The sequence below is a fragment of the Pseudomonas sp. GW822-FHT02E03 genome (assembly GCF_058802325.1).
The window spans coordinates 25,068-39,934 of the sequence record NZ_JBXAOA010000030.1 but is presented as its reverse complement, the minus strand read 5'-3'; the positions used below and the strand labels follow the sequence as shown (position 1 = coordinate 39,934).

Genomic DNA, 14,867 nt, shown 5'->3' with positions numbered 1-14,867 from the left:
TCCCCTCAAGAAATCAGTTTTTCCAGATCATCGAGGGATAGACGTTTGAGGGCCTCCAGGGATTTAGCCAATTCGTCCTGAACCGGTGATAAATCGACGCGCAACGCTTCGATGCGGGTGCAGAACGCTTGCAGGGTGTCGGCTTCGAACAGCTCCTTGAGCGGCACCTTGTCACCCAGCCGTTCCTTGATCCGGGTCACCACCAACGTCGCCAGCAACGAATGCCCGCCCAATTGGAAGAAGTTGTCCGTCAGGCCGACGCGCTCGACTTCCAACACCTCTTGCCAGACGGTCGCCACTTCCCATTGCAAATCGGTGCGCGGCGCTTCGTAACGCTGCAGCGTCGGATTGCCGCCCAGCGCCATCAGGGCCTTGCGATCGAGCTTGCCATTGGGGGTCAGCGGCAGCGCGTCGATCACGTGCAGATGGCTCGGCACCATGTGCGCCGGCAAACGATTGGCCAGGGCCGCCCGCAGGCTTTCCACCAACGATAAACTGCCCGGTTGGCTCGCTACGACGTAGGCATGCAGGTGTTTACCCGCCGCGCCCTCCTGCGCCAGCACCACGGCTTCGCGCACCTCGGGCTGTTCCAGCAATCGGGCTTCGATCTCGCTCAGCTCGATGCGGAAGCCGCGAATCTTCACCTGATGGTCGGCACGGCCGATGTACTCAATCGTGTCACCTGGCCCCTGGCGCACCAGATCGCCGGTGCGATACAGCCGCTCACCATTAGTGGCGAACGGGTCCGGCACGAAGCGTTCCGCGGTCAGGCCGGGACGCAGCAGATAACCTCGGGTCACACCGGCACCGGCCAGGTACAACTCGGCCGCCAGCCCTGCCGGCAACAGCTGCAACTGGCTGTCGAGCAGGTAGGCCACGGTATTGTCCAGCGGCCGCCCGATGTTCGCTCGGCCATTGGCGGTGCGCAGGGTGAAAGTCGAATAGGTGGTGTCTTCTGACGGCCCGTACAGGTCATAAACCTGCTTGACCGAGGTGCTGGCGTACAGCGTATCGACCAGCGTCTGCTTGAGCGGCTCGCCGGCCAGATTGATGGTGGTGACCGACGCCGGAATCTGCCCGGCCCGTTGCAGCGCGGCAATCGCCGAAGGAACCGTGTTGATCAGCGTCACCCGCTCACGGGCCGGCAACTCGGGCAGCGCCAGGGCGTTGTCCGCCAGCACCATGCAACCGCCGCTGGCCAGGGTGACGAAAATCTCCCACACCGACAGGTCGAAGCAGATCGAGGTCGAAGCCAGCACGCCGCGCAGCTGCTCAGCGCAGTAAACACCCTGCGACCACTGGATCAGCGCCGCGAGGTTAGCGTGGGTGATCGCCACGCCTTTGGGTTTGCCGGTGGAGCCGGAGGTGTAAATCACGTAGGCCAGGTTCTGCGACACGATCTGGCTGACGGGCGCCGTGGACGGATACCCGGCAAGCCACTCGGCGCCCTCTTCGACCAACAGCACTTGCGACGGCAACGCCTCGGGCAGCATCGCCTGCAACGCGGCTTCGGTCAGCAACACAGTCGCGCAACTGTCCTCGAGCATGTGCAGCAAGCGCTCTTGCGGATATTCCGGGTCCAGCGGCACGTAGGCACCGCCGGCCTTGAGGATCGCCAGCAGCCCGACCAGCATGTCCGGGGTGCGGCGCATGCACACGCCCACCCGCACTTCCGGCCCGACACCCAGCGCTTGCAGCTTGTGCGCCAGACGATTGGCCCGGGCGTCGAGAGTGCGGTAATCGAGTGCCTGCTCGGCAAACAACACCGCTGCGGCCTGCGGTTGGCGTTGTACCTGCGCATCGATCCGCTCAACCACGTTGCGCGAATCCAGCGCCGTGATCGCAGCCTTGCCCCAGTCGACAGCCGCTTGACGCGGTGCACCGTCCAGCAGTTGCAACGCGCCCAGAGGCTGCGAAGCGTGCGCCATGAATTGCATCATCAGACCTTCGAGCTGGGTGCTCAGGTTGGCGATGGTGGCGTGATCGAAACAGGCCTGGTCGAAGCTCAAGCCCAGGGTCAACTCGCGACCGGTAACCGCCACCAGCGTCAGCGGATAGTGGGTCTGCTCCTGACGCACGATGGCGGAAAACTCCAGCCCGGTGGCAGAGCCTTGCGCCAGGGCTTCAGCCATCGGGTAGTTCTCGAACACCAGAATACTGTCAAACAGCGCGCCCGCGCCCTGCCCCGCCCAGCGCTGGATATCGTAGAGCGGCGTGTGCTCATGTTCGCGCAGGGCCAGGTTGAGGCTCTGCACCTGCTGAATCCATTGCCCGACCGGGATCTCGGCGGACGGCGCAGCCACCACCGGCAAGGTATTGATGAACAGGCCGATCTGCTGCTCGACGCCGGGCAAGTCCGTCGGCCGACCGGCCACAGTCGCGCCGAAGGACACGGTGTCCTGGCCGGTATAGCGCTGCAACAGCACCAGCCACGCGGCTTGCATCAAGGTATTGAGGGTGACTTTCTGTTCGCGGGCGAAGCGGTTCAGGTCGCCGGTTTGTTGTTCGCTGAACACATGTTGGTAATCGGCATAACCGCTGGCCAATGTCTGGCTGACCGGCATGGCGCTGGCCAGGCGGGTCGGCTCCTGAAGGTCAACCAACGCCGACCTCCAGAACTCGCGACTGGCCTGAGTATCGCGCTGGCCCAGCCACTCAATGTAATCACGATAACGACCCGGAGCCGCCGCCGGGGTCATGCCGGCATAGCGTTGCAACACCTCGCCGAACAACTGCGAGGTGCTCCAGCCGTCCATCAGGATGTGATGACTGGTGTAGATCAAGTGATGCTGCGCTTCAGCGGTTCGCACCAGCAGCACGCGCAACAGCGGCGCCTGGTCCAGCTCGAAACCGGCGGCCAGATCCTCTCGGGCCAACTGATCGAGCGCTGCGTGAAGGTCATCACGACCGCGCCAGTCCTGCACGGTCATGGGCATCTGCACCGTCTGCCTAACAATCTGCACCGGCGCGTCGGCGTCCTCGGGCCAGACGAATACCGTGCGCAGAATCTCATGGGCCTCCAGCGTCTGCTGCCAGGCCTGACTGAAACGCTCGGCGTCCAGTTGCCGTACATCGACCCGCAACTGGTTGGTGTAGGCCGGGCCATCCGGCTCGTTGAGGCTGTGGAACAGGATGCCTTGCTGCATCGGCGACAACGGATAGAGATCGCTGATATCCCGTGCCGGTACCGGCAGCGCCGACAGTTGCGCTTGCGTCAGGCTCAGCAGATTGAAGTCCGACGGCGTGACCCCGGCATGCTCACCGGCAGTGCAATGTTCGATCAGCCGTTCCAGCTCATGGCAATAAGCATCGGCCAGCGCCTGAATGGTTTGCGGGCGGTACATGCCTTGGCCGAACGTCCAGCTCAATTCCAGCTCACCGCCGTAGACCTGGCCATCGACGCTCAGCCAGTTGCCCAAGGGCGCATCGTCATCCTGATGCTCACCGGTGCTGTCGGCAGTCGGCACCAACAGCGCGCCGTCAGCCGCATCGAACGCACCGTCGAACTGGCCCAGGTAGTTGAAGGTGATGCGCGGTTGCGGCAGATCACGCAGCGGTTCGAAGCCTGCGAGGTAGCGCAGCACGCCGTAGCCGATGCCTTTGCCCGGCACCGCTCGCAGTTGTTCCTTGATCGCGCACAACGAAGTGCCCGGCTCTGCCTGTGGGGTCAGACGCACCGGAAACAAACTGCTGAACCAGCCCACGGTGCGACTCAAATCGAGGTCGTCGAACAGGTCTTCGCGGCCGTGACCTTCGAGCTGGATCAGCACCGAATCCTGTTCGCTCCAGTCGCACAACACCCGCGCCAGGGCCGTCAGCAGCAGATCGTTGATCTGGGTGCGATAGGCGGCCGGTGCCACTTTGAGCAGCGCGTGGGTCAGTGTCTTGTTCAGGCGTGAAGTGGCCCGAGCGGCCTGACGACGAGTCTGGACGGTCTCGGGAAAATCCCTCGGCAAGTCGCTGTTACCGCCCTCCAGCGTGCGCTGCCAGTAATCGCGCTCGGCCTTCAAGGTATCGCTTTGCCCGTAACGGTGCAGGTGTTGCGCCCAGGCCTGGAGCGAACTGCTTTTGCCTGGCAGGACCATCGCCTTGCCAGCCGCCAACGCGGTATAGGCTTGCTGCAAATCCTCCAGCAGCACTCGCCAGGACACGCCATCCACCACCAGGTGATGGATCACCAACAGCAAACGTTGTGTTGCGTCAGGCAGGTTCACCAGTACCCCGCGCACCAGCCGGCCTTGTTGCAGATCGAGACTGCGCTGGGCCTCGGTGGCCAGCGCGGGCAAATCGGCAAGGTCGTCCAGTGCCCGCACCCACAACAGGTCCGTGTGGCGCTGCGCCTGGAACGTCGCCTGCCAAGTCTCGCCCGACGCCTGGAAATTCAGGTTCAGCGCATCGTGCTGCTCGATCAGGGCCATCAATGCGTTGTGCAGATGGGTCGCGTCGAGGGGGATTTGCGGTTGCAGCATCACCGACTGGTTCCAGTGATGACGCTGGGGAATGTCAGTCTGGAAGAAGCGTGCCTGAATGGGCAACAACGGCAACTCGCCGCTGATTTTTTGCGCGACGCTGGCCGCCGGCTTGCTCTCGATCAACTTGGCCACCGCCGCCAACTGAGCGATGGTTTGCTTCTCGAACAGTTGCTTGGGGCTCAGCTTGATGCCCTGGCGTTTGGCCCGGGCGATGATTTGCAGGCTGAGGATCGAGTCGCCGCCCAGTTCGAAGAAGTTGTCGGTGCTGCCCACCTGTTCAAGCTTGAGGACATCGGCCCAGATGGCGGCAAGCTTCTGTTCGACCTCGCCCACCGGGGCGACAAATTGCTGCGTGACCAACCCTGGTGCCGGCAAGGCACGCTTGTCCAGTTTGCCGTTGGCGGTCAGCGGCAGACGCTCCAGAACCACGATCTGCGCCGGCACCATGTACTCCGGCAGGCAGGCCTGTAACTGCTGGCGCAAGTCGTCGACATTCAACGCCAGGTCAGGCGCGGCCACGCAGTACGCCACCAGTTGCAGGCGCGTTTCATCACCGTCCAGCGGCAAGGCCAACACCGCGGCCTCGCTCACGCCGTTCAGGCCCAGCAATACTCGGGCGACTTCCGCCGGCTCCACCCGGTAGCCGCGCACCTTGACCTGATCGTCGGCACGCCCGATGAACTCCAGCGCGCCCTGACGGTTGCGGCGCACCCGGTCACCGCTGCGGTACACCCGTGCGCCGACAGCGCCAAACGGATCCGGCAGGAAGCGTTCGGCGGTCAGCCCCGGCTGCCCCAGATAACCCAGCGCCACACTGTCGCCACCGATGTACAGCTCGCCCGCCACCTGATCGGCGACCGCGTTGAGCACATCGTCCAGCACGTAGACATGCGCGCCCGGCAACGGACGGCCGACCGGCACGCTGCGGGCACCCGAGTCGAGATCCTTGAGTTCATGGGTCAGCACGCCGACCGTGGTTTCACTCGGGCCATAGTGGTTGATGAACCGGCAGCCCGGCTTGAGTCGCCGCACCTGTTCCAGCAATGCCGGCGAGCAGGCCTCGCCACCGACGATCAGTGCGTGTTGCGGTAGTACATCGGCGGCCCGGGACGCCTGCATCAACGCCGCCAAATGCCCCGGCACGATTTTCAGCACGCCCACTTGATGCTCAGCCATGTAATCGGCAAACCGGTCCGGGTCGAAGCCCAGCTCATCGGGCAATACATGCAACAAGCGACCGGAACACAAGGCGCCGAACAGCACGGTAAATCCAAGATCCGCGGCAATGGTCGAGACCAGCGCCATGCTCGCCGCAGGCTCCAGCGCCAGACGCTCCAGCGCACCGCGCACGTAACTGGCCAGAGCGCCGTGGCTCACCAGCACGCCTTTGGGTTGGCCGGTGGAACCGGAGGTGTGAATCACATAGGCCGCTGCATCCGCTGACACGGTCAGCGAAGGTTTCGTCGCTGGCTGGTCCTGCCAGCGTTCGGGGGCGAAGGCCAGCCCCTGGCAACCGGCGACCGCCAGAGTGCTCTCCCGCGCGTCACCTGCGGCACACAGCAGGACCTTCGCCTGCGCGCCTACGAGCATCTGCTGCAAACGTGCGTCCGGCGCCTTGAGGTCCAGCGGCATGTACACCGCCCCGGCCTTGATCACCCCTAACACACAGGTCAGCCATTCCAGTGAGCGCTCCATCAGCACCGCCACGGGTTGCCCGCTCTGCACACCTTGCGCTCGCAGGTAGTGGGCCAGGCGATTGGCGTCCTGATCCAGGGTCTGGAAACTCAACGTCCGCTCAAGGCAGCGTGCAGCCAGCGCCTCAGGCTGTTCGGCCACCTGACGATCCCATTGCTGCAACACCGATTCCGCCGGCTGCCGTGGCGTCAGCGCCGGTGGTACTGGCGTGGTTGCAAGACTGTGCAGCGGTGCCTGCGGGGCGCTCAGCAATTCGCGGAACAAACCGAGCAGCGTCGGGATAAACCCCTCGATGGTCGAGTGCTGGTACAGGTCGCTGGCGTAGGTCATTTGCCCATGGATCAGCGTGCCGTCATCGGTGATGTCCAGTGCCAGATCGAAGTGCGTGCCTTCTTTGTCCAGCGGATACTCAGTAACGCTCAGGCCCGGCAGGTTCACCGAACGCTGGGTCTGCATGCCGACGTTCTGGTTGAACTTGGCCTGGAACAACGGGTTATGCCCCAGGGTTCGCTCGGGCACCAGTTCATCCACCAGTTGCTCGAAAGGCAGCTCCTGATGGGCCTGGGCACCGAACGATGCTTCCCGAACCCGAGCCAGCAAATCGACGAAACTGCCGCGCTCATCGACCTGGCAACGCAGTACCTGAGTGTTGACGAAGAAGCCGATCAGCCCTTCCACCTCGGAGCGCCCACGGTTGGCATTGGGCACGCCGACGCGAATATCGCGCTGGCCGCCAAGACGCGACAGGAACAACGAAAAACCGGCCAGCACCAGCATGAACAAGCTGATGCCCTGAGCCCGGGCAAAGCCGTTCAACTGCCGGGACAGGTCTGCACCAAAATCAAAGCTCAGGGTCTGGCCTTCGAAACTCTGGGTCAGTGGCCGGGGGAAATCCGCCGCCACGTCCAACAGCGGATGCTCTTCACCCAGCTGCTGGCGCCAGTAATCGAGTTGCCGCTCGCCCTCGCCGGCCTCCAGCCAGCGGCGCTGCCAGATCGCGTAGTCGGCGTACTGCAACGGCAACGCCGGCAATTGCGGTTCACGCTCCAGACTGAAGGCCTGATAGCACTGCACGAATTCCTTGACCATGACGTCCATCGACCAGCCATCGGAGACGATGTGGTGCATGCTCACGATCAGCACAAATTCATCGTCGGCCAGACGGAACAGGCTGGCCCGCAACAATGGCCCGTGGAGCAAATCGAACGGTTGCGCCGCCGCTTCCTGAACCCGCCGCGCCAGCTCGGCCTCACGTTCTTGCACGGCGACGTTCGACAGATCGACGCGTTGCAGTGGCACGCTCTGCTGGTCGAGGATGACCTGGCTCGGCTGGTCGTTGTCGGTCTGGAACACCGTGCGCAGCACTTCATGACGCGCCACCAAGTGATCGAAGGAACGCAACAGCGCGGTCTCGTTCAGTTGCCCGTGCAAGCGCAGGCCGGCGGCCATGTTGTACGCGGCGCTCTGCGGGTCGAGCTGCCAGAGAAACAGCAGACGTTGCTGGGCAAACGAGAGCGGGATCACCGCGCAGTCGTGACGACTGACCGGCAGCGGCAGCAGGCTGAAGTCCTTGCCCTCCTCGCGCAGTTTGGCGAGAAACAGTCGACGTTGCTCCAGCGGCAAACCGACGAACCTTTTAGCGATACGCTCCGCCATATTGCCGCTCATACTTCAACTCCCTCCAAAGAACTCATGAACTGATCCATGTCGGACCAGTCGTTATCGCTTGCACCGCCGGCCAGCGCGGCCAACTCCAGGGCCAGATCGCCCAGCAGCGGTGTCTCGAACAGGCTGCGCAACGGCAGCACCACGCCCAACTGGCTTTTGATCCGCGCGATCACTTGCGCGGCCAGCAACGAATGCCCGCCCAACTCGAAGAAATGGTCATCGACACCGACCCGTGGCACTTGCAGCACCTCGATCCAGATCTGCGCCAGCGCCTGTTCGGTGTCGGTTTGCGGGGCGCGATAAGCGCTCTGTAATTGGCTCGGATCGGGGATCGGCAGAGCCTTGCGATCAAGCTTTCCGCTGGGGGTCAGGGGCAGGCGCGGCAACAGCAGCAAGTGGCCGGGCACCATGTAGTCCGGCAGGTTCTTCTGCAGTGAAGCCCTGATTTGCTGACGCAAAATCACCTGCTCCGCCGCGCTACCGAGCACGCTTTGATCAACCACCAGATACGCCACCAGTTGCGTCCCGCCAATCAGGGGCAATGCCAGCACCACGGCCTCACGAATCCCCGGGCATTGCTGCAACCGCGACTCGATTTCCCCCAATTCAATGCGGAACCCGCGAATTTTCACTTGGTGATCGACGCGGCCGATGTATTCCACCGCGCCGTCGTCCCGCAGTCGGGCACGGTCGCCGGTGCGGTACAGGCGCTCGCCGACCGCGAATGGATCGGCGATAAACCGTTGGGCGCTGAGCGTCGGTTGCCGGTGATAACCACGGGCCAGGCCCGGCCCGCCGATGTACAACTCGCCCACCGCTCCTTGCGGCAGCAGATTCAAATCGTCGTCGAGCACGTACAACCGGCGTTGCTCCAGACCGTGACCGATCGGAATGCCACGCCACGACACCGCCTCGGCGGTCAACGTGCTGCAATCATGAATGGTCGAGACCACCGTCGCTTCGGTCGGGCCGTAGGTGTTGAGCAAACGCACATGGCCCAACCCGGCGCGTTGCCACAGACGCAGTCCGTCCACCGCCATCGCCTCGCCGCCCACGTGAATCTGGCGCAAGGCGCCGAAGTGGACAGGCGGATTGGCCGCGTAATCCTGCACCACCGAATACCAGTAAGCGGCCGGCAAATCCGCCAGGGTAATGCCCTGTTCGACGACCACCTGATGCAGGGTCGCACTGTCCCACAGACGTGCATCGCGCAGGACGACAGCAGCGCCTTGGCACAGCGGCGGGAAGAATTGCTCGACGAAACCGTCAAAACTGCTGGTGGCGAATTGCAGCACGCGATCGCCTTCGCGCAAGTCGCTGTAGTCGATCGCCCGCGCAATGAATTCACTCAACGCGCCGTGACTGACGGCCACACCCTTCGGCCGGCCGGTGGAGCCGGAGGTGTAAATCACGTACGCGAGGTTCTGCGGATCTACCGTCACTTGCAGGTTGTCTTGATTCGCAGCGTCGCTGTCCGGTAGCTGGTCCAGACACAAGCAGTCGATGCCATCGAGCGCCGGCAGGCTGCTCAGTAGCGGGCTCTCGGTCAGCACCAGTTTCAGCCCGCTGTCATCGAGCACATGGCGCAAGCGTTCGGCCGGGGTGTGCGGGTCCAGCGGCACATAGGCGCCGCCGGCCTTGAGCACGGCCAGCAACGCCACGGCCAGTTCCAGCGATCGCCCCAACGCCACACCGACCAGCACATCGGGGCCGACCCCTTTGGCGCGCAACTGATGGGCCAGACGATTGCTGCGAGCATTCAGTTCGGCATAGCTGAGTGAGGGCGACTGATCGCCCGCCAGGATCACGGCGGTGGTGTCGGGAGTGCGCGCCGCTTGGGCCTCAAACAACTGCGGCATGCCGGGCCGCAGCGCCGGGTTGGCGACGGGTTGAATCAAGCGCTCGCGCTCATCCGTGCCGAGCATTGACACCTCGCCCAGCGGTTGTTGCGGATCACGGCAGACCGACACCAGCACGTTGTGCCAATGCTCGGCCAGCGCGGCGATGGTCTGTTCATCGAAGAGGTCGGTGGCGTAGGTGAACGCGGCGAACAGTTGCTCGCCCTCCTCCCGGGTGTCGAGCATCAGGTCGCTGGTGGCCGCATGCTGACGTCCGCTGCCGGCCAGTTGCTGCTCACTCAGATAGCCGACCTGCAAACCGCAATCGAGTCGCACGTCCTGCAGATCGGTCACCAACGGCTGGTGGTTGAACATCACCTGAAACAACGGATTGTGACTCTGACTGCGGGCCGGCTGCAGGGCTTCGATCAACGCATCGAACGGCAACTCCTGATGGGCCTGGGCGCCAAGCGCCGCCTGACGCAGGCTCTGCAAAAGGTCGCTGAAACGGGTCTGCGGGGTGACCTCGCTACGCAGGATCTGGGTATTGACGAAGAAGCCGATCAAGCCTTCGGTTTCACTGCGGGTGCGGTTGGCGATCAAGCCGCCGACGCGAATGTCGGTCTGGCCGCTGTAGCGGTGCAGCAAGGTCTTGAAAGCCGCCAGCAGCACCACGAACAGCGTCACGCCCTGGCGCTGGGCGAGGGTTTTCAGGTCCTGGCGCAGGGCTCCGTCGATGACTTTTTCCAGGCGCGCGCCCTGGTGGCTGGACTGGGCCGGATAGGCACGGTCGGTGGGCAATTCGAGGATCGGAGGCTCTTCACCCAACTGCGTGTCGCCCAACTGCGTGCGCCAGTAATCGAGCTGGCGCTCGCGCTCCCCGGCTTCCAGCCAGCTGCGCTGCCACAGGGCGTAGTCGCGATAGTGCACGGTCAGTGCCGGCAAGGTCGGTTGCCGCCCCGCCACCAACCCATCGTAGGTGCGCATGAACTCGTCGATCAGAATGTTCATCGACCAGCCATCGGCAATGATGTGGTGCAACGTCAGCAGGAGCACGTGTTCCTGCTCGGCCAGGCGCAACAGGCGAAGGCTCAGCAGCGGCCCCTGCTGCAAATCGAAGGCCTGAGTGGCTTCGGCCATCATGTGCTGTTGCGCCTGCGGCCAGCGCCGTTCCTCAGGCAAGGCACTCAGGTCGTTGATCGCCAGTGTCAGGTCACGGGGTTCGGCCACCCGCTGGAACGCACGCTCGCCCTCCTGGCCGAAGGTGGTGCGCAGGCACTCATGGCGCTCGACAAGCAGGCTGAACGCGCGCTCCAGCGCCTCGGTTTGCAGCGCACCGCTCAGGCGCACCGCCATCGGCAGGTTGTAGGCCGCGCTCTGCGGATCCAGCTGCCAGAGGAACCACATCCGCTGCTGGGCATAGGACAGGCCATCACGCTCATCGACCCCGACACAGGAGGTCATGGGAAGCTGCGCAAAATCGATGCCTTCGCGGGCCATGCCGACCAGAAACAAGCGGCGCTTGTCCTGCGGCAGTTCGATAAAGCGGCGGGCGAGTTTCTGTGCGTCTGCGGCATTCATGCATTGGGTCCTTGCTGATCGGCGGCGTGACCAGGAGGCCCGGTCGTATCAACAAGAACGAATGGCTGACGCGATGATTTAGCGGTACAGACAACCCCAGCCCCCTGTAGCGAGCGAGCTTGCTCGCGCTGGGCTGCGCAGCGGCCCCAAAAATCTGGCGGTGATTGCCGATTTTTGTGAGTGCTATGCACTCAAGCGGGAGCAAGCTCCCTCGCCACAGGTTTGTCTGACTCAAGCGCTCTCAAGTGAACATAAAAACGCCGAAGCCGGTGCAAGACCGGCTTCGGCGACAGGACTGTTCAGATCAGCGCGCGTCCTGGGAATGCCCTTCGGCCATCGCGACAATCACCTTGCGCTTGCCTTCGAAGGGCGCGCGGGCATGGGCCGAGAGCATGTTGTCGAGCATCAGCACATCGCCCTCCTGCCAGGGAAAACTGATGGCGCAGTCATCGAGCACCGCACGAATTTCACTGAGCACTTCATCCTCGATGGGCGAGCCGTCGCCGTAGTAGACGTTACGCGGCAGGTCTTCCTCGTCGACGATGTCCAGCAAGGTTTCACGCACCTCCGGCTGCAGGTTGGAAATGTGGAACAAATGAGCCTGATTGAACCAGACCATGTCGCCGGTCACCGGATGACGCGCCACCGCCTGACAGGTCTGGCGGGTGCGCAATTCTCCGTCGTCCTTCCACTCGCAAATGATGCCGTGGGCCTTGCAGTAGGCCTCGGCCACGTCGCGGTCTTCGGTGTTGAACACCTGTTCCCACGCCACGTCCAGCCCGTTGCCGAAATTGCGCACGTACATCAGGCCTTTGTTGACGAAGCGCTCGCGGATCGCGACAGGCATGCGGCGATAGACTTCCCGGCTGTCGGCAATCGGCGTTTCGCCGCCCGAGGTGGCGGCGATCATGCTGTAGAACCAGATTTTCATCGGCCAGTCCCGGGAATAGGCCTGCTCGTTGTGCAGCGGAATGCTCTGATGCGCCGGGTATTCGGTGGAGGTGTAAACCCCTTGCGTGACGTTGGTGCGCGGCGTCGAACCGAATTCGTAATTGAGCAGCGGATGGCCGAAGCCGGCGGCGAATTGGCGGAACTGCTCGGCACCGTCCAGCTGGAACCCGCGAAACAGAATGCCGCCGTCACGCAGCAGATGCGCATCCACCAGTTCATTCAATTCATCGAACACCGCCAACAGGCTGGTATTCGGCTCGGTCGCCTCCACCAACAGCGGCAAGCGACCCCGCGCCGGCAACAACGGCCGAACGGCAAAACCCACAGCAACACCCATGACGGGCCTCCTGTTAACACTCAATAAAGTGAACCGCGCGCGCTAAAAAACCGGCGCGGCCAGCTGCGCATGACGTCGGTGATGGACTTCCAGATGATTCTTGATAATCCGCAGCACCTTGGCTTCATGCTCATGAATGAAGAAATGCCCGCCGGTCATCATGTCCACCGAGAAACTGCCCAGGGTTTCCTGGCTCCAGCCGATCAATTGCTCGGTGGTGGCCTTGTCTTCCTTGCCGCCGAGCACGTGTACCGGGCATTTGAGCAACGGGCGTTGCATCGGACGGAAGCGCCCGCAGAGCATGAAATCGGCGCGCAGGATCGGCAGCGTCAGGCTCATCAACTCCTGATTGGCCAACACTTCCTCGCTGGTGCCCTGGAAGGTGCGCAGCTGATCGATCAACTGTTCGTCGCTCTGCGGTTCGGCGAAGCCACGGTCATAGTCACTGCGCATCGTCGGGGCCGCCGTGCCGGAAGCAAACAGCGCCACCGGCTCCGCAGCACCGAGGGCACGAAAGGCGTGGGCCATCTCGCAGGCCAGCAACGCCCCCAGGCTGTGACCGAACAAGGCGTAAGGGCCGTGCAAGGATGGCTTGTGTTCCCTGGCCAATTGCAGGGCCAGGGCGCGCATGTCGGTCTGCAAGGGTTCGTCGTAACGGGCGCCTCGCCCCGGCAACTCCACGGGCTGCAAGTGCAGCCACGGCGGCAACTGGCGCCGCCAGCGGCTATAGACCATGGCGCTGGCGCCCGAATAGGGCAGGCACAGCAGTGTCAGCTTTGTCACCGCACTTACCTCGATTGGTTATCTGTAAAAGAGAACGGATGAGGCGTCGTGAGAATTAGTCAGTGGGAACGAGCCTGGCTCGCACACAGGTATCTGCTTCACCAAAGGATTGGTGAACGACACCAATCATTGTGGGAGCGGGCTTGCCCGCGATAGCGGTGTATCAGGCGCAGAAAATATTGAATGGGCTGACGCCATCGCGGGCAAGCCCGCTCCCACAGGTAGATGCTTTGGCCAGAGGATTAGTGAACGACACCGATCATTGTGGGAGCACTCATTTGAGATGGCGATAGCTCTGCACCGCCGAAACCAACACCACGGAGCCGGCGGTAATCGCCACCCAGAACCCGCTGCGCGCACCGAACGCATCCACCAGCCAGCCCGAACTGGCTGCGCCGATCGCCACGCCGATGCTCAAACCGGTGACCAGCCAGGTCAGGCCTTCGGTGAGCTTGGCCGGGGGCACGATGCGTTCCACCAGCGCCATGGCCACAATCAGGGTCGGTGCAAAAAACAGCCCGGCGACGAACACCGCCAGCGACAGCCCGAAAATATTGGCCGCCAGCAGCAATGGCAACGTCGTCACCGCCGTCGCCACCCCGCCGTAGAGGAACAATTGCGGCAGCGGCAACTTGGAACGAAACACCCCGAACGCCAACCCGGCCAGGCACGAGCCGATGGCATACACCGACAGCACAATACTCGCCGCCGCCGGTTGCCCCTGCTGCTCGGCGAACGCGACGCTGACCACATCCACCACACCGACGATGGTGCCCAAGGCGACCATCAACAGTATCAGCAACTGGATCTCGCTCGAGCGGATGATCGAACCCTGATGGTGTTCTTCATAAGGATGTACCGGCGGTTCGGTACCGCGCTGCAACACAAATGCCGTGACCCCGATCGCCAGCATCAGCAACGCCGCCAACGGCCCTGCCTCCGGGAACGCCACCACACACAACCCCACCGACAGCGGCGGCCCGACAATAAAGCAGACCTCGTCCAGCACCGACTCCAGCGCATAAGCGGTTTGTAACTCGGGGCGACCGCGATACAACTCGGTCCAGCGCGCCCGCACCATCGCCGACATGCTCGGCATGCAACCGGCCAGCGCGGCAAACGCAAACAACGTCCAGTGCGGCGCCTGCAAGCGAGTACACAGCAACAACATCAACAGCGCCCCACCACCGACCAATGCCGACACCGGCAAGATCCGGCTTTGGCCAAAACGGTCCACCAACCGCGAAACCTGCGGCGCACAAAACGCCGTGGCCAGGGCAAAAGTCGCCGCGATGGAACCGGCCAGGCCGTAACCGCCCTGCAGCTGCGAAAGCATGGTGATCAAGCCAATGCCAGTCATGGAAATCGGCATGCGCGCGAGCATGCCGGCCAGCACAAAGGCGCGTGCGCCTGGGGCGTGGAATAGCTCACGGTAGGGGTTTGCCATGGGGTCCGGCCTCAACAAGGGTCTGCAACTTGCCACAAACGTCTGCCCCGGGGAAAGCGTCGAATTGTTGGTTGGGTGTGAACAGCGGTTTGCCG

The 14,867-nt window shown here is 63.2% G+C and carries 5 protein-coding genes; all 5 read right to left on the bottom strand.

Annotated elements, in window-relative coordinates; all coding sequences use genetic code 11:
- Window positions 1-5: 5 nt before the first annotated feature.
- The 5 genes from AC1RQB_RS20560 to AC1RQB_RS20540 all read right to left on the bottom strand — a co-directional run bounded on the left by AC1RQB_RS20560 (window position 6) and on the right by AC1RQB_RS20540 (window position 14,772).
- Window positions 6-7,835, bottom strand: a complete 7,830-nt coding sequence (locus AC1RQB_RS20560) for a non-ribosomal peptide synthetase (RefSeq protein WP_207267289.1) — start codon at window positions 7,833-7,835, stop codon at window positions 6-8.
- Complete coding sequence (locus tag AC1RQB_RS20555; RefSeq protein WP_063341011.1) at window positions 7,832-11,254, bottom strand: non-ribosomal peptide synthetase; 3,423 nt, start codon at window positions 11,252-11,254, stop codon at window positions 7,832-7,834. The genes AC1RQB_RS20560 and AC1RQB_RS20555 overlap by 4 nt, the downstream gene beginning before the upstream one ends.
- A gap of 304 nt (window positions 11,255-11,558) precedes the next feature.
- Window positions 11,559-12,542 (bottom strand): TauD/TfdA family dioxygenase, encoded by a 984-nt coding sequence (locus AC1RQB_RS20550; protein ID WP_063341012.1) that lies wholly within the window; start codon window positions 12,540-12,542, stop codon window positions 11,559-11,561.
- A gap of 42 nt (window positions 12,543-12,584) precedes the next feature.
- Entirely contained in the window at window positions 12,585-13,325 is a 741-nt protein-coding gene (locus AC1RQB_RS20545; protein WP_063341013.1) for a thioesterase II family protein, read from the bottom strand.
- 274 nt (window positions 13,326-13,599) lie between these two features.
- Window positions 13,600-14,772, bottom strand: coding sequence for an MFS transporter (locus AC1RQB_RS20540; protein ID WP_063341014.1), 1,173 nt, complete (start codon window positions 14,770-14,772; stop codon window positions 13,600-13,602).
- Window positions 14,773-14,867: the final 95 nt, after the last annotated feature.